This window comes from Pseudoduganella sp. GW821-FHT12E03, assembly GCF_058807115.1.
Window position 1 is genome coordinate 900,565 of record NZ_JBXAQJ010000002.1, and the last position, 25,539, is coordinate 926,103.

Below are 25,539 nucleotides of genomic sequence, written 5' to 3' on the forward strand. Positions count from 1 at the left end.
TGGTTCAGGCCGCCTGCTGTACGACCACGGAGGCGCCGAGGCGTTTCATGGCGGTCTGGAACGCGTCGGCCAGGCTGGCCTTGGTGACCACGTCTTCCAGGTTGACGCCCAGGTGGACGATGGTTTGCGCAATTTGCGGACGGATACCGCTGATGATGCAGTCGGCGCCCATCAGCCGGGCCGCCGCGACGGTTTTCAGCAAGTGTTGCGCCACCAGCGTGTCCACGGTGGGGACGCCGGTGATGTCGATGATGGCGATCGAGGCGCCGGTGTCGATGATTTTTTGCAGCAGGCTTTCCATCACGACCTGGGTGCGGGCGCTGTCGAGCGTGCCGATCAGCGGCAACGCCAGGATGTCGCGCCACAGTTGCACCACCGGTGTCGACAGTTCCATCAATTCCTGTTGCTGGCGCAGGATCACGCCTTCGCGGGATTTCTGGTATTGCTCGATGGTGAACAAGCCCAGGCGGTCGAACAGCGCGCCGGTCTCAATCAATTCCGTCGTCAGCATGCCGGCGTTGCCTTCCAGGTCGCGGCGCAGCAGGGTAAACAGCGGCTCTTTCAGCGAAAAGACGAACGTGGCGGTTTCTGTCGGCGTGAAACCCTGGCGCACGCGGAGGGCCGACAATTCCGTCAGCAACTGGCGCACGGCGCCCCAGTCCGGCGTATCGATGTCATAGCTCTGGCCCTTGGCGACCGCTTCCGCCAGCATGGACAGCAGGCGTTCGGCTTGGCCCCGCACTTCGGTTTCCGCCGCCTTGTCACGCCGCACGGTACGCGACAGCATGCCGGCAACCCAAACCTCCAGCAATTCGTCGTTGTTCTTGGTCAGGATGTCGGCCAGGTGGCCGGTGGACTGGATACTCATGCACACTCCGCTAGACATTTGAAAAGGGAGAACTGAGTCTAGCAGGGACGGTAAATTAACCGAGCGTGATTGAATTGTGTGATGACAGGCTGTGGTTTATTCATGCGGATGATGGCGAGCACATCATGTGGCCGCCATCATTGCGGGACTGCTTAATCGTCCAGCTTGCGCAAGTGATTGGCCAGCACGTGCGCGGCTTTGCGCGCGGTCGTCTGGTCCGGATGCAGGCCATCGCCGATGTGGGTGAACTCTTTCCAGATGTCGAGCTGAATCGCGTCCGGCAAATCGGCGGCCAGGCGGCTTTGCACCACGTCGGCCAGGGTGTTGTAGTCTTGTTCGCCAATCACCCACGCGACGTTGGAGCTGGTGCGGAACAGTTCCATGTCCAGGTCTGCGTATTTCGGATAGCCGGTGAAGATCGGGGTCAGGCCTTTCGACAGCGCGAAACTGCCCAATGCAACCAGGCGGTCGGCGGTGGCGTTCATGTCGGCCACGGTGCACTGCACCGAGGTCGGCTGCGGCACACCCATGCCGCCCGCGTGCAGGCAGTCGTTCGGGATCGTGACCACGACATATTTTGCGTTGTAGCCGCCGACCGGGGCGGGGCGCGCCACGCGGGTCAGGGCGCGGTTCAACTGGACCTGGTAACTGTCCCACACCGCCGGACTGCAGGTGGCGGCGCCGGGCGGGCACTGGAAGCGGGTAAACGTGCCGGCGCCGGCCTGGGCTTCATTGATCACATAGCCCGGCAATTGGTGGTCGCGGGTCAGGGCCGCGCCCAGGCTCAAATAAATGCCTTGGGCGACGGAGCGGCCGCCTTGCGGGGCGATGCCATTGTTAAACGGGGTTTTGGCTTCGGAATACGATGCGCCAATGACCAGCAGTGGTTGTTGCGACGGCTTGTCTTCCAGTTCATGCTTGGCGCTTGCGCCGTGCATGGCCACGACGCCCAGTGCCAAGGCGGTCCATTTCTTCAATTGCATTGCTGACTTCTCCCTGTGTGATAAGTGATCCGATTTACTTGCATTTTGCAAGTTGCATTGCTGCAATATTTGCCAAACGGATACTATCACAAAAGAAATATAAGTTAACAAGATGCAATGATAAAAAAGCGTACTTTTTTCACAGTCTGATGCTAGCCTGCAGTGACAGCGCGCGCGGCGCCATCGGCAAGTCGTAAGGCAGGGCCAGCCCCGGCACCAGGCTGGGTTCACGCACATCCCGGTTGAACAGGTTGCGCACGGTGGCCGTGAAGTTCCAGCGCTGTTTGCCGTATCGGGTGGACAGCGCCAGGTCGAACGTATGGTAGTCGGCAACGGGTTTGCGGTTGTCGCCGGTGGCGCGCTTGCGGCCCGCCACCCAATTGAGCTGTGGACTCAGCATGTAGGCGCTTGATAGTTGCCAGTCGGCGCGGCCGGTCAGGTGATGATGCGGCGCATAGCCGGCATCGGCGCCGGTGGCCTTGTCGATCGAACGCTGCCATGAATAGTTGCCATGGAGGCGCAAGTCGCGGCGCGCGTTCCACGTGCTTTCCAGTTCCACACCGCGGCCGGTCTGATTGCCTGTATTGCGGTAGGTTGCGCCGGTGCCGGCAACCGGATTCGGCACGGTGCGGATAATGTTGCCCATTGCGTAGCGGTATAGTGTCAGGTTCGCGTGCCAGTCCGTTTGTATCTGCCATGCCACGGACGTTTCCAGCGTGCCGTTGGTTTCCGGCTTCAAGTCAGGATTGCCCAGCGCGACGGGGTTATTGACGGCGTGCGACTCATTGAAGGACGGCGCCCGGAACGCGCGGCCGTACAGCAGCTTGGCGGTCAGGTCGAAGCGCGCATCCCATACCAGCGCTACGCGCGGATTGGTGGTGCCGCCGAAATCGGAATAGCGGTCGTGACGTACCCCCGCCGTCAAGTTCCAGTCGGGCGCCAGGCGCCACGCGTCCTGCAGGTAAATGTAATCAATGCGGCGGCGTTGCGGCTGTATAAATGGATCGATGTGCGAACGGTCCTGTAGCGACGGCAGGGGAACGGGTGTGCCGTTCGAGGTATAGCTGAAATTGCGGCGCTCACGCACCCGGTACATATGCACGTCGTCGTGGCCTATGCCGATACGGATTTGATGGTGCGGCAGGCCGCCGTAATCGGCAAAGGCGGTACTGCGCACGATTCGCTCCCATATTTCCGGCGCGCCGATCATTCCCTGGGGGAATGTGCCGGTCGGCAAGCGAACGCCGGCCGGCAGCAGGATGTAGGGTTGCGGGATTTCCTGAGCATAATGTTGGCTGCTGATGCTGGCGCCCAGGCCCCAATTGGTGGCGAACTGCGGATCGGCCCAGGCCAGGCTGGATGTCAACCGTTCGCTGCGGCTGTGGCCGGCTGCGTCCAGCGCTTGGGCAATGCCGGCGCCGGCGCCCAGGCCGTCGCGCAGTTTGGCGCCCAAACGGCCACGCCATTTGCCATAGGCGGCCTCGAGCTGCAGGTCGGCTGCGCGATAGCCGGTAACGACAGCCCCCGGAGCGCGGCTGGCACGGGTGCCGAACAGCGTATCGTTGCGGGTTTGCGCATCCGCCGCGACCAGACCGCGATGGCCGTCGGTGGCACCCACGCGCAGATAGGCGGCAATCGCCACTGGACCCAGGGCGCCGCCATACTGGGCCCAGGCATCGCGCGTGTGGAAGGCCCCGCCGCGCAGCCCGAATTCGGCGCCCGCCGCTTCGGCAGGCGACTTGGTGATGATATTGATGACACCGGAGAAAGCATCGGAACCATACAGCGCGGAGCCGGGGCCCCGGATGATCTCAATCCGGGCGACATGCTCGACCGGAAAGCCTCCCCATACGTTCCCTTTGTTGCCGGTAAACAGGGTCGTGACGGGGACGCCGTTTTGCATTACCAGCACTTGGGGCCCGAACTGGCTGTATACGCCGCGCATCACATACAGCGGCGAGTAACTATTGGCGCTGCGCATCACGTGGATGCCGGGGACCGATTCCAGCACCTGGTCCAGGTCGCTGGCGCCCATATTGGCAATGTCAGCCGCTGTGACCACGGAGGCAACGGCGGGCGCACGGCGCAACGATAAGGCATTACCGGTGGCAATGCTGACGCTGGCTGCATCGCCATACAGCAGGCTGAGCTCATCCTCGTCGGCAGGTGAGTGCGCACAGGCGGCAGCAGCCTGCATGGTCAGTAAAGCCGCCAGGCAGTATTGGTGGCACATGGGCGTCACGACCTTCTCCGATGCTGAAACTTGCCATTATAGAATGGCAAGTTGCTGGCGAAGGTTGTAAATACGCATTTGAAAGTGACTTTCGCCGATCCGGACCAGCCGGGCACTGGCGGCAGCGCCGTCCGGCGCCGCCACCGGACGGCTTTACAGCTTGTAACTGGCCGTCAGTGAAATGGCGCGGGGCGCCATCGGCAAGTCGTTCGGGATTTGCAAGCCAGGTGCGGCGCTCGGTTCGCGTACGTCGGCATTGAACAGGTTACGTATTGCTGCGGAGAAGTTCCAGCTGTTTTTGCCACGCCGGGTCGATAGCGCCAGGTCCACCGTGTGGTAGTCGGCTATCGGTGCGCGCGCATCGCCTGCTGGCCGCTTACGGTCCGCCACCCACGTAAATTGCGGACTGAGCATATAGCCGCTGGCGAATTGCCAATCGGCCCGCGCATACAGATGATGGTGAGGTGCGTAGCCGGCATCCCTGTTGGTGGCCTTGTCGATGGAGCGCTGCCACGCGTAATTGCCCACCAGCCGCAGGTCGCGGTCCACTGTCCAGGCGGTTTCAAATTCCGCGCCGTGGCCGGTCTGGTTCCCGGTGTTGTTATACACCTGGCCCAGCGCGCCCGCCGGACGTGGCGTCAGGCGGATGATGCTGGCCATGGAATAACGGTACAACGTCGCATTCAGCTGCAAGTCCGCCTTGGCTTGCCACGAAGCCACCGCCTCCAGCGTGCCATTGGTTTCCGGCTTCAGATTCGGATTGCCCAGTGCGACGGGATTGGTAATGCTGTAGGCCTCATTGAAGGAGGGCGCGCGGAAGGCGCGGCCGTACAGCAGTTTGGCGGTCAGGTCGTACGTCGCATCCCACACCAGCGCGACGCGCGGGTTGGTGGTGCCGCCAAAATCGGAATATTTGTCGTGGCGTACGCCTGCTGTCAGATTCCAGTCCTTGGCCAAGCGCCATTCGTCCTGCAGGAACACATAATCCACGCGCCGGCGATGGGGGCGCAGGAACGGGTCGGTGGCGGAATAGTCGGTCAATCCGGCTGCCGGGATCGGCGTGCCGTTTGGCGCATAGGTGAAATTGCGCAATTCACGGGTGCGGTACAGGTGCAGGTCTTCATGGCCGGCGCCGATCCGCAGATGGTGATCCGCGAAGCCGGTATAGTCGGCAATGGCGCTGAAGCGGACATTACGCTCCCATGTTTCCGGTGCACCGATCATGCCGGTTGGGAACGTCCCGGTGGGGAAACGTACGCCGGCCGGCAACAGGATATAGGGTACCGGGATTTCCTGGACATATTCCTGGGAATTGAGGCTCACGCTCAATCCCCAGTCGCGTGTCACCTGTGGATTGGCCCACGCCAGGTTGCCGATGGTGCGGGTGCTCTTGCCCTTGCCTACCGGGTCCAGTGCGGAGGCAATGCCGGCCCCGGTACCGACTTCGCGCTGCTTGAAGTTCAGGCGCGCGCGGAACTGGCCGTAGCTGGCTTCCAGGTTGAAATCGGCAGCCTCGTTGTCCACGTTAACGGGACCCGGCGCCAACGTGGCGCGCGTCCCCAAGAGGGTATCGTTGCGTTTTTGCGCATCGGCGTCGATGGTGCGGCGGAAGCCATCGGTGCTGCCGACACGGAGAAAAGCCGCGATCTCCACCGGGCCGACTTTACCGCCATGCTGGATCCAGGCATCGCGGGAAGCGAACGACCCGATACGACCGCCGAATTCCGTTCCGGCGCTTTCGGCGGGACCTTTGGTGATGATGTTGATGACGCCGGAGAATGCATCGGAACCATACAGGGCCGAGCCGGGACCACGGATGATTTCCAGGCGCGAAATCACTTCGACCGGGTAATCGCCCCACATGTTGCCTTTATTGCCCTGGTATAGCGTGGTGATGGGGACGCCGTTTTGCAGCACCAGCACCTGCGGGCCCTGCGAGCTGTAGACGCCACGCACCATATAGAGCGGGGCCCAACTGTTGGCGCTGCGCGCAATGTGGATGCCGGCAACGGTTTCCAGGACTTCATCCATGCCGCGCGCACCCATGCTGGCGATATCGGCCGCAGTGATCACCACTGCAACGGCTGGCGCGCGGCGCAGCGACTGCAAATTACCGGTGGCGATACTGATGCTGTCGCTGTCGCCGTAGACCAAACTCAGCTCATCTTCTTCGCTGGTGGTTTGGGCCGTGGCCGCCATGGCTTGCACAGCCAGGATGACTGCCAGACTGGCGCGGGACAGACGTGATATGCGGGCAGGCTTCAAAGGCATTCTCCAGATGTAACATTTTGGCCATTGTAGCGTGATGATTAATACTCATGGGCAAAAAATCCCGCATCTGTTGCTTGCGTGCTGCTATCGAAGGGGCCACGGACGCGGCGCCGGACCATCGTAGGCGACTGCCGAGCAAGGTGTTGGGAACAGGGTTCCCTCGTCTTTCGCCGCGGCTTCCGCGACGCAGGGCGCCATGCCGGCAGTAAATTGCGGCATGCGGAGCATCTGGTATTCGCGCATGGACAGGCCCATGTCGGAAAACATCGCGGCTTGGAATGCGCCAAAATTCATGCGCAGGTTGGGGTAGCGGGTCAGCAGGATGCGCTCGACGGCAAAGGCCAGCGTCAGGTGCGGGCCCTGGTCCATGCCCAGTTTTTTCGCCAGCGCCATGATGACGGGAATGCGCTCGTCGGTGCTGCTGATGGGACGGCCGTAGCCATAAATCTTGCGCTGGCCGGTTTCCGCCCAGACGATGTCTTCCAGCGCTTCACCGGTCGCGGCGCGCCGCAACGCTTGCTGTAGAAAATGCATCGCGCGCAACGCGGCATTGCCGCCATAGACCATGGCTTCCGAGACCGCCACGCCGGCGACCAGCGCGAGGTTGCTGCTGCTGCGTGCGCTGGCGGCCAACGCGGCGACGCGGTTATTCCACAGGCGTGCGTCAGGGTAGCTGGTGCAGACCCACAGGGCCTGGATCATTTCCGACTGCGCCGGTGTCAGCTTGCGGCCGGTGACGCCAAACGCATAGAGGTCCAGCCAGCCGAGGTGCTGCAAGTCCTGGTGCAAATCCTGGCCACGGAAGACCGCGTGGCTGCCGGGGAATGCGGCGCCGGCGCTGGTGCGCAGCACGCCGGCCGCCTTTGCCAATTGTTCCGGTCCGGTCATGCCTGCTCCCTTGGGTTTGCTGCCGGATCCAGTTCCAGCTTGTAAAACGGAAAGTGCTTGAAGCCGACTTGCTTTTGCTCGAGCGCGTGGGCGGCCGCGCCGGGCAGACGCAACAGCAACGTCAGCATTTCCCCCTCGTCGGGAGTAAAGCCGAGGTCGTGCAAGGCACAGGCGGCGACGCCGGCCATCGCCAGTGGATAGCCGATGGATGCGCAGGCAGCCGCGGCGTGGGCATGCAGCCAGGCGGTATGCGGGCCGGCGCCGAGCGTGTTCAGTGTGGCCAGCAACTGGCGCACGGGCAGTGGGGTGGATGCGCCGTGCTTGTCGAATCCCGGCACGTGCTGGCGTTCCGGGTACACGTCCACAGGATCTTCCGCATGTGCCTGGTTATAGCCCGCCCATGCCGCGAGGTCGCCGCCACAATCGCGCCACATGGTCATGGCGTCGTAGACATCGCGTGCGCCGCCATTGCGGCCCGCGCCAACAGCCAGCGCGGCAATCAGTGCGGCGGCGGCGGGGGAGCCGCCGACGCCGCCACACATGGCGGCGTGTACCGAGGCATCGCGTGGACCGGGATTGGCCAAGGCTACGGCCAGTGTTTCCAGGACCGCCAGCTGATTGCCTTCAGGCAGTTCGGGACGCAACAGCAACCACAGCATGTCAATCCACCGGGCCTGGCCGGCCATGGCGCCGAACACATCATAGCCTCGGCACAATGCCGTGCGGGTCGCGAAGGGATTGTCCGCTTCCGGCAATTCTTGCCAGATGGCGGTGTGGATCAAATCGTTGGGCGATGGCGCCGGAGCGTTCTGGCTCACGTTTGCGCTCACAGCAGACTCATGCCGCCATCAACGACGATTTCCTCGCCGACGATATAGGATGCATCGGTGCTGGCCAGGAACAGTGCGGCTTTGGCGATTTCCTCCGGCTGGCCGAAGCGCTTGCTGGGCGACTTTGCGGCAATCGCCTGTTTCTTTTCATCGGCCACGGCGGGCGGCAAGCCAAGGCGGTCAAACATCGGCGTCGCAATCGGACCTGGGCTGATGGCATTGACGCGGATGCCGCGCCCGATCAACTCCAGTCCCAGTGATTTCACCATGGAGCGCAACCCTGCCTTGGCCGCACCGTACACGGTGAAGTTCGGCGAACCGAGCTGATTGGTAATAGAGGTCGTCACGATAATGCTGGCGCCCGGCGCCATCAGCGGCAAGGCTTTCTGGATCGTGAAAAACACGCCCTTCAGGTTGACGCCGACCTGTTCGTCAAACGATGCTTCGGTGACGTGTTCGATCGGGGAGGGGCTGGCGACGCCGGCATTGATGAACAGCACATCGAGGCGGCCGAAGTTGGCTTTGATTTGCGCCATGGTCGCGTCGATGCCGGACAGTTCGCCGGCATCGGCCTGGATCAACAGTGCTTCGTTGCCCAGTGCGGCGCCGGCGTCATCCAATGTCTGGCGGTTGCGGCCACTGATGGCCACCAGTGCACCTTGTTGCTGGAACAGGATGGCACTGGCCAGGCCGATGCCGCTGCTGCCGCCCGTAACCAGGGCAGTCTTGCCTTGCAATTTCTTGTCCGTCATTATTATTGACCCTCGTCCAGCAACACGCGCAGGCGGCTGGCCATTGGCGGCACCTGTTCCGGGTCGATGTAGACATCCAGCAGGGTCGGGCCCGGGTAGTTGCAAATCGACTTGATGTCGAGCGCCTGCAAATCGGCGGCGCTGCGGATCGTGAAGCCACGGCCGCCCTGGGCGCGTGATATCGCGGCGAAATCGGTCGGCGGCAAGGCGTAGCCGATCTGTTCGCCGCCGCCGAGGCGCTGGCCGTGCTTGACCATGCCCAGCGCGCGGTCGTTCAGGATCACGAAAATCACGCATTGCTGTTCCGCCACGGCGACCGACAATTCCTGGCCGCTCATCAGGAAGCTGCCGTCGCCGGTGATGCAGACCACTGGCGCCGAAGGATTGCCGGCGGCGGTGCCGATGGCGGCGCCGATGGCCCAGCCCATCGGGGCGAAGTGCGTGGTCAGGCGCAGCCAACCACCGGTGCTCTGGCGCTTGCCCATTTCGCGCGGACGGTCGCCGCCGCCAAAGCGGCGCTCGCCCATGCGGCGGCATTGCGGCTGCAGGTAGTGGGTGGCCCACGCCACGCTATTGCCGGCGTCCGCCAGGTAGCGGGTGTTGTACGGGAACAGGTCGCCCAGTTCTTTCATCAGGCGCTGCGGCGTCAGCGGATTGGCGTCGCTGTTGAAGGCTTCCGGCGAATCGAGCATGGCGTCATGGTTCCAGTGCTGCGCGGCCTTGTCGCGGGCCATGCGGCGGCGCTCGACGGAAGGATCGGTGTGCGAGCCGGCCTGGTGGATACGGTCGATCAGGCGGTCGAAGATCGCGCGCAGGCTGCCGCGCAGGTGGTAGCGCGCCATCGGTGTGCGGGCCAGGTGTTCTTCCGACTCATCGATATGGACCAGGCGGTCGTTCAGCAGGCTGGCGTTCCAGCCGCCGGTGTTCCATTCGCCCATGCTGGTGCCGACTGCGACAATCAAGTCCACCGATGGGTCATTGAGCGCCGCTTCGGCGGTGGCGTGGCCGCCAAAGCCGAACACGCCGCGATACAGCGGGTGTTGCGGGCTGACCAGGCCTTTGCCGTCCGGCGTGGTGACAAAGGTCGCGCCTTTGAGTTTGGCAAATTGCAGGATCGAATGGATCGAGTCGCCACAGCCGCCACCCACGAGGATCACCACGTTGCGGGAATTGGCCAGCATTTCGCGCAGCGATTCCACTGCGCCGCTGTCGACCAGCGAAGCCGGGCGCAGCAGGGCGCTCATGTCGTAGTTCGGCTTGACTTGCGTGGTTGGCGCGCGGAACACGTCCACCGGCACCGACAGGTGGACCGGGCCGGCGGGTGAACGGGTCGCGTGCTGCAGGGCGGTGATCAGTTTCCACTCCAGCTGCTGTGGGTGCGATACCAGCGAGTTGTAGCGGGTGCAGTGGCGGAACATGCCGAGCACGTCGATGCCGGTGCACGCGGATTCTTGCAAGGTGTGCTTGCCGAACGATGGCAGCGCCGGCTGGCCGGTGATCACCAGCATCGGTACGTTGTTGCCGTAGGCGGTCGCCACGGCGGTCAGCATGTTGGTGGCGCCGGGACCGGAGGTGGAAATGCAGACGCCGATCTTGCCGGTTTCGCGGGCATAGCCGTCAGCCATGAAGGCGGCGCCGGCTTCGTGGCGCGCGACGATATGGTTCAGGTTGCCGCCCTTGCGCAGGTTGCGTGCGATGGCGTTGTAGAGAGGCTCGATGGCGCCGCCAGGGACGCCAAACACATATTCGACACCCAGTTGTTCGAGATAGGCGACCAGGAGGTCGGCCATATCCATGCTGATTTCCGCTGGTTCTGCGGCACGGACCACTGCCTGTGAGGTGTGGAGGGAAGGTAACTGCTCGTGCTGCTCAAACTCAACGTTCTCTAACATGCAAGGCTCCTCAAATAGTATGGCATAAATGCAACTTTATTTGTTTGGAAGTAATAAATGTTGCAGTGCGAGATCATAGCCCAATTTTGAGGCAGTGTGTGACAATTTGAGAGAATTAGTAAAAATATTCTATTGAACAATTGGAGTTACTTTTGGGAAATATAAAATATAGCGCACGACTATTAAGTATTAAGTAAAGTCCTATGTAAACAACGGCTTAGATAATGCGGGCGGGGCGCCTGCTGATAACCCGAGATAATTCCGATAGGAAATAAAAAATCCCGCCGAAGCGGGATTTTTTTGTGACATCGGGCAGGTTTTACAAGCGCGCCAGGGAGGCTTCGCGCTGCCGTATCAACTGTGCAAACTGCTCGGCCGGGATGGCCGGGCTGAGATGGTAACCCTGCAGCAAATCGCAGCGGCGCGCCTTCAGGAAGTGCAATTGCGCCTCGGTTTCCACGCCTTCGGCCACCACTTCCAGCCGCAGGCTGTGCGCCAGCGCGATGATCGCGGTGACAATCGCGGCATCGTCGGCGTCTTGCGGCACGTCGCGCACGAACGAGCGGTCGATCTTGATGATGTCGACCGGGAAGCGTTTCAGGTACGACAGCGAGGAATAGCCGGTGCCGAAGTCGTCGATCGACAGGCGCACGCCGAGTGCGCGCAGGCGGTGCAGGGCGGTCAGCGTGTCCTGCGCGTTTTCCATCAGGGTGCTTTCCGTGATTTCCAGTTCCAGCAGATGGGCCGGCAAGCCGGTATCGGCCAGCACGGTTTCCACCGACGACGTGAAGTCTTTTTGCAGCAGCTGGCGCACCGACAGGTTGACCGCCACCCGCAGTTGCGGCAAGCCTTGCGTCATCCACGCCTTCAACTGGGCGCAGGCGGTGCGCAGCACCCAGTCGCCCAATGGGATGATCAGGCCGGTTTCTTCCGCCAGCGGGATGAACTCGGCCGGCGACACCATGCCGCGCACCGGATGGCGCCAGCGGACCAATGCTTCCATGCCGATCACGCGGCCATCTTCCAGGGTGGCCTGCGGCTGGTAAAACACTTCCAGCTGGTGCTGTTCCAGGGCCCGCCGCAAGTCGCTTTCCAGGCGCACGTGCTCGGAAATCGAATGTTCCATCGACGCTTCATAGAACTGGAAGCCGGTGTTGGTTTTCTTGGCGCGGTACATCGCGCTGTCGGCGTGCTTGACCAGGGTCGCGACATCTTCCCCGTCGTGCGGGTACATGGCGATGCCGACACTGCTGGTGACAAAGATGTCGTGGCCGTCGATCTGGAACGGCGCCGACAGCACGCGGCAGATATTGTGCGCGGCCGTGGCGGCCGAGCCCGGGTTGTCCAGCTCACCCAGCACCACCGTGAATTCATCGCCGCCCAGGCGCGCCACGGTATCGACATTGCGCACGCTGTGTCGCACGCGCTGCGCCACCGCCACCAGCAGGCGGTCGCCGACGTCGTGGCCCAGGTTGTCGTTGACGTACTTGAAGCGGTCCAGGTCCATGAACAGCACGGCCAGCAGGTTGCCGTTGGATTTGGCCTGCTCGATGCCCTGGCCCAGCAATTCAAAGAACAGGGTGCGGTTCGGCAGCCCGGTCAGGATATCGTTGTAGGCCAGGTGGCGGATGCGTTTTTCCGCCCGGTTGGCTTCGATGATGCGGCGCACGCGCTGCGACAGCACGGCATAGTGGATCGGCTTCGGAATGTAATCCGACGCGCCGGCGGCGAACGCGCGCTCCACCGAGGAATTGTCCTGCAGCGCGGTGATCATCAACACGGGAATCGAACTGCCGCCCGGCATTTCCTGCAGGCGCGAGCAGGCGGTAAAGCCATCCATGTGCGGCATCACGGCGTCCATCAGGATCACGTCCGGCTGGAAGCGCTTGAGCATGGCCAGCGCTTCCTCGCCATCGGACGCTTCTTCGACCTGGAATCCGTCGCGCTGCAGGGTGTAGCGCAGGGTGCTGCGGGTGCTGCGGTCGTCATCGACCACCAGCACCTGCGCCATTTCCTCCTGCGGCGCGTGGCTGACATTGCCGCCGGCGTTGACTTCAGCGTCAAGGAAGGTCGCCACCTGGTTGTATTCGGCGCGCAGCGCCGGCAGCAGCGGCGGAATCTGGTCGAGGCGGCGCGCAATGGCCAGTTCTTCAATTTTTTGCGCCAGCGCCGACAGGTCGACGGCGCCCAGGTTGCCGGACGAGCCTTTCAGGGCGTGGGCGCGGGCGCGCGCGGTTTCCGCGTCATGCGCGTAGACCGCCTGTTCCAGCTCATTCAGGTAGACCGGCGAATCCTCCAGGAAAGGCGAGACCGCGTGCGGCAGGGCGGCGCCCAGGATTTCGCGCAGCTTGTCGAACACGGCGCGGTCCAGCGGCGTGCCTTGCGGCGTGTCGCCATGGCGTTCCTGCGGGGTCTCGGTCGGCGCCGGCGTCGGATGCGCCGCGCCGGCCTGGCCCGGCAGCCATTTATGCAGCTTGTGGCGCAGTTCCAGCAAGGTGATCGGCTTGGCCAGGTAATCGTCCATGCCGGCCGCCATGCATTTCTCGGCGTCGCCGCGCTGGGTGTTGGCGGTCATCGCCACCAGCGGCGTGCGGATGCCCAGGGTTTCCTCATGGGTGCGGATATGCGCGGTGGCTTCGTAGCCATCCATTTCCGGCATGCTGCAATCCATCAGGATCATGTCGAAGCGGGCGCGCTTGGCCGCTTCCACGGCTTCGCGGCCGTTCGAGGCGAATTCGCAGACGCAGTTGTTCATGGCCAGCATGCCGGCCGCCACCATCTGGTTGGTGCGGTTGTCCTCGGCCACCAGGATGCGGAACTGGTTGGGTGCGGCCACCGGCGCGGGCAGGGCCGGTATCGGCGCTGTGCCCAGTGCCATCTGCGCCGGCTTGGCGGTATATTCCGGCGCCGCGGCGCGGCCGGCCAGCAATTCGTGCAGCGCATTGACCAGGCGTCCGACGCGCAGCGGTTTCGGGATGGTGGCGTGGGTCGCGGCGCCGGCCATGTTGCCGCCGCCGTGGCGGTCCATCAACAGCAATTCCGGTGCCAGTCCGGCCGCCGTGATACGGCTGGCGATATCGATCGCGTGTTCGTCGGTCAGGCTCACGTCCATGACGACGATGCGGTAGGGCTGGCCCGCGTCGGCGGCCGCCTTCAGCTCGGCCATGGCCTGGTTGCCGCCGTCGGCCAGGAAGTGCGCCATGCGGTGCTGTTCAAACACCTGGCCCAGCAGCGCACGCACGGTGGCGCTGGCGTCGATCGCCAGCACGCGCGCCTGCGCCAGTTGCGGATCGGCTTCCAGCGACAGCTGGGTGGCCGATGGACGGCACTGGGCCGTGAATTCAAACGTGGTGCCGGCGCCCGGCGTGCTCGAGACACCGATGTCGCCGTTCATCAGGCCGACCAGCTGGCGGCAGATCGCCAGGCCCAGGCCGGTGCCGCCATAGCGGCGCGTGGTCGAGGGATCCGGCTGCACGTACGATTCGAACAGATGGCTTTGCACCTCGGGGCTCATGCCGATACCGGTGTCGCGCACGATAAAGCGCAGGCCGAACGCCTCGCCGCCGGCCACTTCCACGTGTAGCGAGACTTCGCCCTTGTCGGTGAACTTCACCGCATTGCCGAGCAGGTTGATGAGAATCTGGCGCAGGCGCAGCGCGTCGCCGGTGACCCGTTCCGGCACGCCGGGGGCCAGCAGGTACGACAGTTCCAGGCCTTTTTGCTGGGCCGGGCGGGCCACCAGTTCCAGTACTTCCTCCACCAGCTTGCGCAAGTCGAAGTCGGTTTCTTCCAGGGTCAGCTTGCCCGCTTCCATCTTGGAGAAGTCCAGCACATTGTTGATCAGGTCGATCAGGGTGCGCGACGAATTCCACGCCACATCGACGCATTCCTGCTGGCGCTGGGTCAGGCGCATTTCCTTGAGCATGTCCAGCATGCCAACCACGCCGTTCAGCGGGGTGCGCACTTCGTGACTGACGGTGGCGGCAAATTGCGCCTTCATTTCCGCCATGTTGACCGCGGCGTCGCGCGATTCCTTCAACTCGGCTTCGCGCTGTTCCAGCACGTTCATCATTTTGTTGAACGCCTGCGCCATGTCGATCAGGTCGCGCGGGCCGGCCGGGGCGGCGCGCATGCCGGACTCGCCGGCTTCCGCGCGGCGCATCAGGTCGGACAAGGCGTTGAGCGGGTTGATCATGTGGCGGGTCGCCAGCCGCACCAGGCCCAGCAGGATGGCGGCAAACGACAGGGTCAGCGCCAGGTTGCCCAGCAACAGTGACCAGGTCAGGCGGTCCAGCGTATCCTTGCCGACCTGCACATGGACATAGCCGAGCAATTGCGGCTGCTGTTCCTGCATGTCGAATGGCGACGCCTCGGTCTGGCCGCCAAACACCGGCGCGGCAAACAGCCAGGCATCCTTGGATTCGCCGACCAGGCTGGCGTGCTGCGGGCTCGCTTGCGCGCCCGGCATCTCGGCCAGCTTGCTGCCGCGGTGCTGTTCCTGCAACAGCAAGACCTTATGTTTGGCGTCGCTGATCTGCAGCCCGGTCACGTCGGGGAAGGCGAGCGTGGTGCTGACCACGTCGCGCGCGTTTTCCGCGGAATGGAACAGCAGCGCCAGGGTCGACTGGCGGGCCAGGTTGTCGGCGATGCGCTGCCCCTGTTCCGTAAAGTGGTCGCGCATGCGGCCGCGCGCCTCCCACGAGTTCATCAGGGAGGAAAACAGGGCCAGGCCGAGAATCGATGTCGAGACAATGACTGTCAGCTGGCGGCGGAAACCGGTGCGGCGCAAATAATTACGAAACATAATGACCGTATTCAGGGCTGCGGATAAACATAATCAAAGCGATGTTGCGAAGACAGGTTCAATCCCATGTGGTTGGCGGTACGTACGTTGATGGCGGTCTGTAAATCGCGCAGCGGGACCAGGCCACGGCGCTTGCCGTCGCCATTGATCACGCCGAGCGCGGAATTGGCCAGCGCCCGGCCAAGTTCCACGTTGTTCGGTCCCATGGCAAACAGCGCCCCTTTCTTGACATGCAACACATTGCTGGAAAACAGCGGCACGCCGCTGTTCCAGGATTCGCGCAGCACCATCGGCAAGATGATGCTTTCCTCCACCGTGGTGCTGTCATGCGGCAGCCAGACCGCGTCGCGGCGGTTGTCGGCATTGGCAAACAGTTGCGGATACAGCTGGGCAGCCTTGCCCAGTTCGGTGGCGACGTGCACTTGCAATTCCAGGCCCTGGGCACGGGCGGCGTCGCGCGCCAGGCGGATCAGCCAGTCGCTTTTTTGCGGGTCATACACGACGATCACGCGGCGCAAGTCCGGCAACAGCGCGCGCAGGCGGGAAAACAGCAGGGCGGGGTCGGGCGTGAGGCTGATGCCGGCCACGTTTTCCGCATCGGACAGTAATAGCACGCCGCCGGCCAGCACCGTGATTTCGCGGTCCAGCCCGTTGGTGGCGTTGAGTCCCTGGCGGCCCAGCGCGATCACCACGCGGGTATTGTTATGTTTCAGCGTCGTATTGAGTTCGGCGGTATCGACCTTCGGGTCGACCGGGTAGCTGCGCACGCGCAGCCGGGTACGCTCTTCGATGCCCTGGATGATGCTGGTGAAGGCCGAACGGAAGGGGGCTTCGACGTTTGGATACAGTACGGCGATCGAGCCTTTGCCGATCGAGGCCTGCACTTCGGGACGGCGCAACTGGTCTTCCAGCTGGGCCAGGGTGATCGGGCGGAGATGGTCGGGACGGACGCCATCGCTCCGGATGACCGGCAGGGTCACGGAGGAAGCGGCAATGCCCGGCTCGATGCGCTCCATGATGGCGCCCACGCTGTTGCGTGCTGCGGCGCCGGCGCCAGGCAGGTCAATCGCGGGTTTGAATCCTTGTGCGGACGCGGCGGGGGACACAGCCAGCGACAGCGACAGGATAAAGGCGATGCAGGCGCGCAACCGGCGGCCCACATCCGTTATCTTTTTAATCATTATACTGTCCGAAGGGGCCCGGGTAGCGGACATATATCCTGACTACAATAGTGGTGGGCCCGTCATACCCGATAGTATATGCTAGTTACTTGGCTTATTAGAAAGAAATTTACTTCCACACGGCATTAATTTACACAAGGCAACGCTATTTCCGTGTATTTCCTGCGCCAATCCTCAGAATCATGGCTCGGGATAAACAAAGTCGAAGGTTCGTTGTTGTCCAGAGGCAACGTTAATGCCGATGTGGCTGGCGGTCCGGGTGTTAAACGCGGTGCGCACCGAGCGCAGCGGGGAGACGCCGGCGCGGCTGGTGTCGCCATTGAGGAGGCCGAGGGCGATGCTGGCCAGTTCCTTGCCCAGTTCAAAGTTATTCGGGAACAGTGCGAACAGCGCGCCTTTTTTCACGTGCAGGATGCTGCTGGAAAAAATCGGCACGTTGCGGTTCCAGGATTCTTTTAATACCAGCGGTAGCACGGTGGTTTCCTCCACCGTGACCGGGTCTTGCGGCAGCCACAGCGCATCGGTGCGGCCGTCGGCGCCGGCAAACGCGGTTTCATAGCGGCGCACCGCCGCGGCCAGGTCGGCCGCTTCCAGCGTCACCAGTTCCAGCCCCTGGCTGCGCGCCGCTTCGCGCGCGGTTTTCAGCATCGCCTGGCTGTGCTGCGGGCTGTAGACGACAAATACCCGTTTGACGGTGGGCACCAGGCTTTTTAGATGGGAAAACAGCAGGGCGGGATCGGGCGTCAGGCTGATGCCGCGTAACTTCTCGGCGTCCGGCACCGAGCTGACGCCGCCCACCACCACGCCCACCGACGGATCAAAGGCGGCCGCCGCCTGCAAGCCCTGGCGGCCCAGCGCGATGACGACCTTGCCGCCGTTTTTCTTCAGGGTCGATTGCAGTTCGTTGAAATCCGCATTGGACGCGACTGGATAGCCCTTGACGCGGGTGCGCGCCTGCTCCTCGATGCCCTCGATGATTTCAGTAAAGACCTTGCGGTATGGCTGTCCGATGTCCGGGTACACGACCGCCAGCGCTTCCGGGCCGGCCGCCGCGACGTAGCCGTACGCCGTCGCGGCATACAGTGCCGGAAGCAGGATCAGCAACTTTCTACGTTGGTTACACAAATCAGGGACGTCGGGATAAATAAAAATTAATTGCAGGAAAGAGTTTATCCGCCCCACGCTGGTTGTACACAAAAAAGTGCCAACTATAACCGCAAGTTGCCGCAGGTTGTTGCTTTTTTAGCCATGAGGGCGCGCCAGCCTATTGGCGGGACCTTGCTGCCGATCAAGTTATTTCCAATAGGAATGACTTAGCCTGACTCCTCACCGATTCTTGCCAGGAAATGTGACATTTTCACCCTTAAAGTGTTGCGTGGAGCCTGCATCGTGACAAAGGGTGAGAATTGGAGTTTTTTCGATAATTATAATCTGGCATCAAGCTTGTCCATCTTGCCACATGGTAGGGGGTCCAATGTCGGGATATGCGGGAATCGCTGCCGTCGGGAAGAGTCTGGAACGCTTGTTGAATTTGGCGTTTACGGAGCGCCAGCCCGTCCCCACGAAAATCACCCGCGCCGTGCTGATCCGTACGGATGACTTGATGGCGAAGAATGTTCCGGCCGCCATCGGCCAGTACGCGCTGTCGCTGCTGCTGTACCGGGTGGATTTCAATAAGACCATGCGCGCCGCGTGGTCGGCGGTCGGCTCCATCGATGGCCATGGCCACTTGCCGCTGGATTTGCACTTCCTGATCACGCCGTGGGCGGACAACGCCGAACACGAACACATGATTCTGGGGCGCGCCATGCAGGCGCTGGAATACACGCCGATCCTGTCTGGTCCCTTGCTGTATGCGCCGGTGCTGCCCTATGACGATGAACCGGAAGCGCTGCCGGCCGATTCCGTGCAGGTGGCGATGGAAGATATTTCCACTGAAGCGCTGATGCGCACGTTCGATTCGCTGCCGACCGATTACCGCTTGTCGGTGCCGTACGTGGCGCGGGTGGTGCGCATCGACAGCCGCGAAGCGCGGCCGGTGCCGCCGGTGACGGATGCGGTGATACCGCTGCGGGTGGCTGCCGGAGTCTCCGCGTGAGCCCCGTCGCGACGCCCTGGATTCCGCTGTCGCCGGCCAATACGGTGGAAGTATCGCGCCTGCGGCACCGGCTGGCCCTGGGCTTGCACTGGGTCGATGCGCTGGCGGGCGCGCCGGCGCAGGGGGCGTGGCACGCGGTGCTGGAAACGCTGGGGCCGTATGCGATGAATGTGCCGTTCGACAGCCACGGCGCTGCGCGCCACGCGTTGCGGAACGCGGGCTTGCTGCGCAAGCGCTTCGGCTTGGCGCTCGATGGCGGCGATGTGCGCTGCGCGGTGCGGGTGTATGCGGCGCCGCCGCGTTTGCCGCGCTTGCCGCACCTGGTTCCACCCTATGAACGGGCGCTTGACCCGCGCCTGTATGTGCCGCGCCGTATCCGTTTTACACCAGTGGCCGACGGTGTGGACCTGGCGGCGACGCCGGCCAATATCCGCCAGCCGTGGCTGTGGCCCGGTTCGGCGTACCCGCTGCCGGGCAATGCCACGGCGGTACGGGGCCGCGTGTTGCGGGGCGACAGCCTGGCCACGGCGGCGCCAGTGCCGTGGGCGCGGGTGGTGGCGACGGTGCCGGCCAGTGAAACCGTGTTTGGCGATGCGCAACCGGTGGGCTATGCGCATGGCGACGACCGGGGGGAATTTGTGCTGGTGCTGGAAAACCGCGCGGTCGGCGGCGCCGCGCTGGCCGGTACGGTGGCGGTGCGGCTGTGGGCGTTCCTGCCGCCGCCCGGCGTGACGGTCGATGCCGCCGACCCGCTGGCCAGCCTGCCGCTGGAAGAGGGCGGCGGCGACAGTCTCAATGCGGTGCTGCGCGGGCACGCGGCGCCGGCGGATTATGTGGCGCAAGCCGGTGTGGAACTGGCGCTGCGCGTGGGGGAAACGGCCGGCGGCGCGGATGCCACGCTGCTGTTTGCATAGCGTAGTTCTCATTGAGTTCCGATTCGCGCAGGGGAGATCCAAATGCCAGAGTATCTAGCGCCAGGGGTGTATGTCGAGGAAGTCAGCTTCCGCTCCAAATCCATCGAAGGGGTGCCGACCAGCACCACCGGTTTTGCCGGGGTGACGCGCACCGGGCCGGTGCAATATGCCGGCGGTCCGGCCAGCACGGCGCCGCGCCTGATCACGTCGTTCACGGAATATGAACGCGTGTATGGCGGGCTCGAAGCGCTGAAATTCGGCTTTGATGAGCGCATCAACTACATGGCGCACGCGGCGCGCGCTTTCTTTGCCAACGGCGGCAAGCGGCTGTATGTGGCGCGGGTGTTCCCGGACGGCGATGCCGATCCGGCGCTGTCGCGCACGGCCAGGCTGGTGTCCGGCGTGGCCACGTGGCGCGCCCGCTGGCCGGGTGAATTCGGCAATGCGCTGGTGGACGTGCGCGCCTCGCGCAGTAAAAACCTGGCGTTCAAACACCCGAACGACCCGAATGACCCGCTGCAAAAACATTTATGGGGCGTGCAGGTGCGGCGCGCCGTGCCGGGCTCCGTGGTGGAGCTGATCAATCCGTTGCCGGTGCCGCCGGCAACGCTACCCAAGGATAACGACCCGCTGGTGGCGGGGCGGCTGTACGTGGTGAAGTACACCCCGGACGGCAAGCAGGAATTCATCGACCATCTCGGCAATACCGTGGCGCTGCCCGATGCGCTGCCCGACATGCAAGTGCTGCTGGTGGAATTGCGGGTGCTGGTGCACGGGCCCAATGGCCGTATCGACAATTATGAAAACCTGTCGGCCGGCCGCCACCAGTTGCGCTATATCGGCAAGGTGCTGGACCGTGACGATCCGGAAGATGAAAACGCCATCGTCTACCTCGATTATGTGGCGGACGACACGGATGTGTTCGGCCCCGCGCAGTTGATGCTGGATTTGCGCAATTCGGTGCAAAAGCGCCTGTCGGGCGGCAATGACGGCATCTTGCCGGGACCGGATGCGTTTGAAGGCAAGGAAGCCGACCCGGACCATGTCGATGTCAAGGCCACCGGGCTCGAAGCGCTGGGGGAAATCGACGACATTGCCATCGTGGCGCTGCCCGACGCGGGCGCGATGCCGGACCCGTTGTTGATCATCGACGCGGGGGCGCGGCTGGTGGCCCATGCCGAGAAGTACCGCTACCGCATTGCCGTGGTCGATGGCCCGGCGCAAAGCTCGATCACGGAAATCCGCGAATTCCGCGGCAAGTTCGATACCAAATATGGCGCCCTGTACCACCCGTGGATTGAAATCCTCGACCCGCTGGTGCCGCTGGCGCCCGGCGTGCCGCCGGCCCGGCTGCTGTTGCCGCCGTCCGGCTTCGTGTGCGGCATTTATGCGCGCAACGACATCGAGCGCGGCGTGCACAAGGCGCCGGCCAATGAAATCGTGCGCGGGCTGACGAATTTTGAAATCAACATCAACAAGGCGCGCCAGGACGTGCTGAACCCGGAAGGCGTCAATTGCCTGCGCTTCTTCGAAGGCCGGGGCAGCCGCGTGTGGGGCGCGCGCACCATGAGTTCGGACCCGGAATGGAAATACGTCAACGTGCGGCGGCTGTTCATTTACCTGGAACATTCGCTCGACAAGGCGACCCAGTGGGCGGTGTTTGAACCGAACTCGGAACGGCTGTGGGCCAATATCCGCCGCATGGTGGAAGACTTCCTGGAAGTCATGTGGCGCGACGGCGCGCTGATCGGCGAAAAGCCGGAACAGGCGTATTTCGTGCGCTGCGACCGCACCACGATGACGCAAAACGACCTCGATAACGGCCGCCTGATTTGCCTGGTGGGCGTGGCGCCCAGCCGTCCGGCCGAATTCGTCATCTTCCGCGTCGGTCAATGGACCGGCGACGCCAAGGCATAGGAGAGTACATCATGGCTGTTCCGCGCAACAACCCGTATGGCGCCTTTAATTTCCTGGTCTCGCTGGGCGCCGGCGACGAAGCCAAGCCGATCGCCGGTTTTTCCGATGTCAGCGGCCTCGGGGTGGAAATCAATTACTCGGAATACCGCAATGGCAACGACGCCGTCAACACGGTGCGCAAGATTGCCAACACCTTCAAGCAGGAAGACGTGACCCTGAAACGCGGCCTGATCGGCTCGACCGACCTGGCTGACTGGGTCAAGGAAGTGCGGCAGGGCGGCGATGGCCGCCGTCCCGTCACCATCACCGTGCTCGATGAAGCGAAGAAGCCGGTGGCGGCCTTCCGGCTCAGCAATGCCCAGCCCAAGAAATGGGTGGGACCGACCCTGGCGGCCAAGGGCGGCGGCGAAGTCGCGATGGAAGAGCTGCATATTGCCCACGAAGGCGTGACCTACGAATAAGCGGGCAACCGGCACCTCATCATGCATACACCGTTCACCTCATCCCGCCTGCCCCTCGGCGCACCCGGCGTCCATGCGCTGGCGCCGGTGGAAGCGCCGCGCCTGCATCCGCAGCACATGGACGTGTGCGCGTTTGTCGGGGTGGCGCCGCGCGGTCCGGCTTACCAGCCGGAGGCGGGACGTCCCGGGGACAGCGCCTGCCTGATGATGAGTGATCCGGCCCGCGCCTACCGCCGCAGCGTGCCGGTGCTGGTGCACAGCTTTGACGAATACCGCAGCCTGTATGGCGGCTATGAGGGGCCGGGCTATTTACCGTATGCGGTGGCGATGTTCTTTGAACAGGGCGGGCGCAGCGCGTATATCGTGCGCATCGTGCATGAATATGACGCGCCGCCACCGGGCGATCCCGCGCCGTGGCGCGAAGCCTGGGCCCATGGGGAGGTGGACGGGCTGGCGGCGGACACGCTGCTGTTTTTGGCGCGCAATGAAGGCAGCTGGGGCAATGCGCTGCGGATCGATGCCGGCTATAGCACCGGCGCCCTGGCGTACACGTGGCAGGACGGCGAAGCATGCGTCGACCGCGCCGGCAGCGCACCCGCCGGCACCCTGCTGCGCTTGTGGAGCGCCGATGGCGCGCAGGCGCTGGCGTATTGCCGGGGCACGCAGGAACGCCGCCCGCAAGACTTTCCCCTGTCGCGCTGGGCGCTGGCGCTGGAGCCGGCGCCGCCGTTTGAACCGGTGCGCATCGATACCGTGCAAGTGTGGCTGGAAGTGCGCGAAATGCGCGACGATGGCGAAGCCGGCCGCAGCGAACGGCACCAGAACCTGGCGCTGAGTCCGCGCCATCCGCGCTGGATCGGGACGGTGCTGTGCGAAGAATCGCTGCTGTTGTGGCCGGATCCATCGTGGGCCGCGCAGGAATTATGGCCGGGGCGCACCGAAGTTGAATTGTTGCATGGCATCTCCGCGCCATTCACCGATGGCCGTGACCGCTATGGCGATTTGCTGCACGAAGACTTTTTCGACCCCGAAGGGCTGGGGGACGGGAGCGAAGGTGCGCGCGCGGGCTTGTCGGCGCTGGAAGCGTGTCCGGAAGTCACGCACGTGGTGGTGCCGGACTTGTATGTCCCGGCGCAATGGGCCGGCGTTGACGCCGTGACGGACACCGTGGACAGCGCGGCAGGCGCGGAATTTGCCTGCTGCGTGGACTTGCCCGCTTCCGCCGCCACGATCACCAGCGTGGCGCCAACCGCGCTGCGGCAATTGATCCTCGACCCGCGCCACTTCGCCGACTTGAACGCCATCGCGGCGCTGCAGCAGCAAGTGCTCAATGTGTGCGAATTCCGGGGCGCCATGATTGCCTTGCTGGACGTGCCGCCCGGCCTGTCGCAGGTGCAGGCCACGCGCTGGCGGGCGCAATTCGGCAGCAGCTGGGGGGCGGCGTATCACCCGTGGCTGGTGGCGTCGCGCACGGTACCGCGCGAGGAAGGGCCGTCCCAGCCCTTGCGCCCGTTGCCGCCGTCGGCCGTGGCGGCCGGCATTATCGCCCGCAAGGAAATCGAGCGGGGCATCCAGTTCGGCCCCGCCAATGAAGTGGCGCGCGCCATCGCGCGCCTGGCCGAACCGCAGCCGGCCAACCGGGCCGATGTGTTTCACCCGCTCGGCCTGAATTGCTTCGTGCGGGGCCAGGATGGCGTGCAACTGGTGTCGGCCCGCACCCTGTCGCGCGACCACGCGTGGCGCCAGTTGTCGGTGCGGCGGCTGATGCTGATGCTGGAGCGGACCCTGTTGCGCGAAACCCAGTGGGCGGTGTTCGAGCCGAACGGTCCCGTGCTGTGGCGCGATTTGCAGCATGCGATCGACAACCTGCTGCTGCGCCTGTTCCGCGCCGGCGCCTGGGCGGGCGCGACGCCGGCCGAATCGTATTTCGTCCGCATCAACCGGGAACCGGCGCGGCTGGAGCGGGGCGAACTGCTGGTGGAAATCGGCGTCGCCCCGGCCGAACCGCTGGAATTCATTGTGCTGTGCCTGCACCGCGATGGTGACGGCACCCTGACCCTGGAGCGCTGACCATGGATCCCTTGCTGCTCCCCGCGTTCCGTTTTGAAATCAGCCTGGTGCGCTCCTCTGCGATTGCCGCGGGCAGCCAGCGCTTGCTGGGGACCGGCGACAGCGATGCGGAACCGCCCGATGGCGACCGTCTCGGCACCGGCGGCTTCCAGGAATGCGGCGGACTGGAAATTGAAATGGACGTGCAGGATTTCCAGGAGGGGGGACGCAACAATGGCGTGGTGCGGCGCGCGGGCCGCGCCAAGTTCCAGCCGCTGGTGCTCAAGCGCGGCATGTTCCATGAAGCCGGCGAAGACGGCAAGGCCAATGCGGATTTGTGGCGCTGGCTGCAAAGCGTCATCAATGGCGAACGGCCGATCCGCCGCTATGACGGCATCGTCTATGTGAAAGGCGCGGACAATACGGTGCGCGCCACCTGGGTCTTCGAACGGGGCTTGCCGTCGAAAATCAAGGGCCCGGAATTGAATGGCAAGACCGGTGAAATCGCCATCGAGGAATTAACCATTGCGCACGAAGGCTTGCGGCTCCTGATGCCGGATGGAGGTGCGGCATGACACGGCTGGTCAAGGCATCGCTGTGCGAAGTGGCGGCCGATGCGCGCGGCACGGAAATCGGCACGCCGATCGACGTGCAATTCAATCCGACCTCGCTGCGCATGCAAATCACCAACAAGACCGGTGGCGGCCAGCAGGCGGGCAGCCAAAGCCGCCAGCGTCCCGGCGACGGCGTGGTGACATTGACGTTTGAACTGGTGTTCGACACCGCCGATGAAGGCACCACGCAAGCCCCGGTGCCGGTCACACGCAAGACCATGGTGGTGGAAAACTTTGTGCGGCCGCGCGGCAATACGCCGCGCGACCAGGCCCCGGCGCGGGTGCAGTTCAAATGGGGCAGCTTCCTGGTGCAGGGCACGATGGAATCGGTCAGTGTCGACCTGGAATTGTTCGCGGCCGACGGCACGCCGCTGCGCGCCAAGGTCGGCGTCACCATCAAGGGACAAGACCCGCGCTACCAGTATGACCCGCTGCCCGCGCCATCGCCGCAGCCGCCGGGACCGATGGACCCGCCGCCGGGCGCGCCGGGCACCAGCGGCGGCGGTGCGCCGGAGCGGGTGGCGCAGGCGCTGCCCGGCGAGAGCCTGGCGCAGCTGGCGGCGCGCAACGGCCTCGATCCCGATGCGTGGCGCGCAATGGCGGCGGGAATTGCCGACCCGCTGAATTTGCCGGCCGGGCTGGAGATCGGCTTGCCGGACAGCGCGCGTGGCCGCCGGCTGGGCGGCGCCGGGCCGCAAGGGCTGGCGGGCGGCGATTTGAACGCCGCCGCCGCCGCGTTGCCGCTGGCGGCGGCGCCCGGTGGCGCCGGCCCGGTCGCGCCCGC

Annotated in this window: 18 protein-coding genes; 7 read left to right on the forward strand and 11 right to left on the reverse strand. The window is 64.0% G+C overall.

Annotated elements, in window-relative coordinates:
- Positions 1-4 precede the first annotated feature (4 nt).
- From AC1RRC_RS07680 to AC1RRC_RS07730, 11 genes are all read right to left on the reverse strand, one after another.
- The gene (locus AC1RRC_RS07680; RefSeq protein ID WP_493054671.1) at positions 5-868 is read right to left on the reverse strand and encodes an STAS domain-containing protein; all 864 of its coding nucleotides are present in this window, start codon (positions 866-868) and stop codon (positions 5-7) included.
- 152 nt (positions 869-1,020) lie between these two features.
- Positions 1,021-1,851 carry a hypothetical protein gene (locus AC1RRC_RS07685; protein ID WP_493054672.1) on the reverse strand — a complete coding sequence of 277 codons (831 nt, stop codon included), beginning with the start codon at positions 1,849-1,851 and terminating at the stop codon, positions 1,021-1,023.
- A gap of 139 nt (positions 1,852-1,990) precedes the next feature.
- Positions 1,991-4,084: a TonB-dependent receptor plug domain-containing protein gene (locus tag AC1RRC_RS07690; RefSeq protein ID WP_493054714.1), complete on the reverse strand. Its 2,094-nt coding sequence runs from the start codon at positions 4,082-4,084 to the stop codon at positions 1,991-1,993.
- Positions 4,085-4,237: 153 nt separating this feature from the next.
- Complete coding sequence (locus AC1RRC_RS07695) at positions 4,238-6,349, reverse strand: TonB-dependent receptor plug domain-containing protein (protein WP_493054673.1); 2,112 nt, start codon at positions 6,347-6,349, stop codon at positions 4,238-4,240.
- A gap of 90 nt (positions 6,350-6,439) precedes the next feature.
- On the reverse strand, positions 6,440-7,243 hold the full coding sequence (locus AC1RRC_RS07700) for a citrate synthase family protein (protein ID WP_493054674.1): 804 nt from the start codon (positions 7,241-7,243) through the stop codon (positions 6,440-6,442).
- Complete coding sequence (locus tag AC1RRC_RS07705) at positions 7,240-8,061, reverse strand: citrate synthase family protein (RefSeq protein ID WP_493054675.1); 822 nt, start codon at positions 8,059-8,061, stop codon at positions 7,240-7,242. Before AC1RRC_RS07705 ends, AC1RRC_RS07700 begins: the two co-directional genes overlap by 4 nt.
- 8 nt (positions 8,062-8,069) lie before the next feature.
- Complete coding sequence (locus AC1RRC_RS07710) at positions 8,070-8,825, reverse strand: SDR family oxidoreductase (RefSeq protein ID WP_493054676.1); 756 nt, start codon at positions 8,823-8,825, stop codon at positions 8,070-8,072.
- A gap of 2 nt (positions 8,826-8,827) precedes the next feature.
- Positions 8,828-10,621, reverse strand: coding sequence for a thiamine pyrophosphate-binding protein (locus AC1RRC_RS07715; RefSeq protein ID WP_493054677.1), 1,794 nt, complete (start codon positions 10,619-10,621; stop codon positions 8,828-8,830).
- A gap of 415 nt (positions 10,622-11,036) precedes the next feature.
- A complete protein-coding gene (locus AC1RRC_RS07720) occupies positions 11,037-15,521 on the reverse strand; it encodes an EAL domain-containing protein (protein ID WP_493054678.1) in 4,485 nt (1,494 codons plus the stop codon).
- An 11-nt stretch (positions 15,522-15,532) separates the two neighbouring features.
- Positions 15,533-16,702 (reverse strand): ABC transporter substrate-binding protein, encoded by a 1,170-nt coding sequence (locus AC1RRC_RS07725; RefSeq protein WP_493054679.1) that lies wholly within the window; start codon positions 16,700-16,702, stop codon positions 15,533-15,535.
- A gap of 180 nt (positions 16,703-16,882) precedes the next feature.
- Positions 16,883-17,806 (reverse strand): ABC transporter substrate-binding protein, encoded by a 924-nt coding sequence (locus tag AC1RRC_RS07730; RefSeq protein ID WP_493054680.1) that lies wholly within the window; start codon positions 17,804-17,806, stop codon positions 16,883-16,885.
- A 370-nt stretch (positions 17,807-18,176) separates the two neighbouring features.
- Here AC1RRC_RS07730 and AC1RRC_RS07735 point away from each other — a divergent pair, with 370 nt between their 5' ends.
- The 7 genes from AC1RRC_RS07735 to AC1RRC_RS07765 form a co-directional block, all read left to right on the forward strand.
- Positions 18,177-18,800 carry a Pvc16 family protein gene (locus tag AC1RRC_RS07735; RefSeq protein ID WP_493054681.1) on the forward strand — a complete coding sequence of 208 codons (624 nt, stop codon included), beginning with the start codon at positions 18,177-18,179 and terminating at the stop codon, positions 18,798-18,800.
- On the forward strand, positions 18,797-19,714 hold the full coding sequence (locus tag AC1RRC_RS07740; RefSeq protein WP_493054682.1) for a hypothetical protein: 918 nt from the start codon (positions 18,797-18,799) through the stop codon (positions 19,712-19,714). The genes AC1RRC_RS07735 and AC1RRC_RS07740 overlap by 4 nt, the downstream gene beginning before the upstream one ends.
- A 42-nt stretch (positions 19,715-19,756) precedes the next feature.
- Positions 19,757-21,631, forward strand: coding sequence for a phage tail sheath family protein (locus AC1RRC_RS07745; RefSeq protein WP_493054683.1), 1,875 nt, complete (start codon positions 19,757-19,759; stop codon positions 21,629-21,631).
- Positions 21,632-21,642: 11 nt separating this feature from the next.
- Positions 21,643-22,092, forward strand: a complete 450-nt coding sequence (locus AC1RRC_RS07750) for a phage tail protein (protein WP_493054684.1) — start codon at positions 21,643-21,645, stop codon at positions 22,090-22,092.
- 21 nt (positions 22,093-22,113) lie between these two features.
- Positions 22,114-24,162, forward strand: coding sequence for a phage tail sheath family protein (locus AC1RRC_RS07755; RefSeq protein WP_493054685.1), 2,049 nt, complete (start codon positions 22,114-22,116; stop codon positions 24,160-24,162).
- Between the two features lie 2 nt (positions 24,163-24,164).
- Complete coding sequence (locus tag AC1RRC_RS07760) at positions 24,165-24,716, forward strand: phage tail protein (protein WP_493054686.1); 552 nt, start codon at positions 24,165-24,167, stop codon at positions 24,714-24,716.
- Positions 24,713-25,539 (forward strand): CIS tube protein (locus AC1RRC_RS07765; protein ID WP_493054687.1); only part of this gene is annotated, 827 nt, incomplete at its 3' end. The genes AC1RRC_RS07760 and AC1RRC_RS07765, both read left to right, overlap by 4 nt.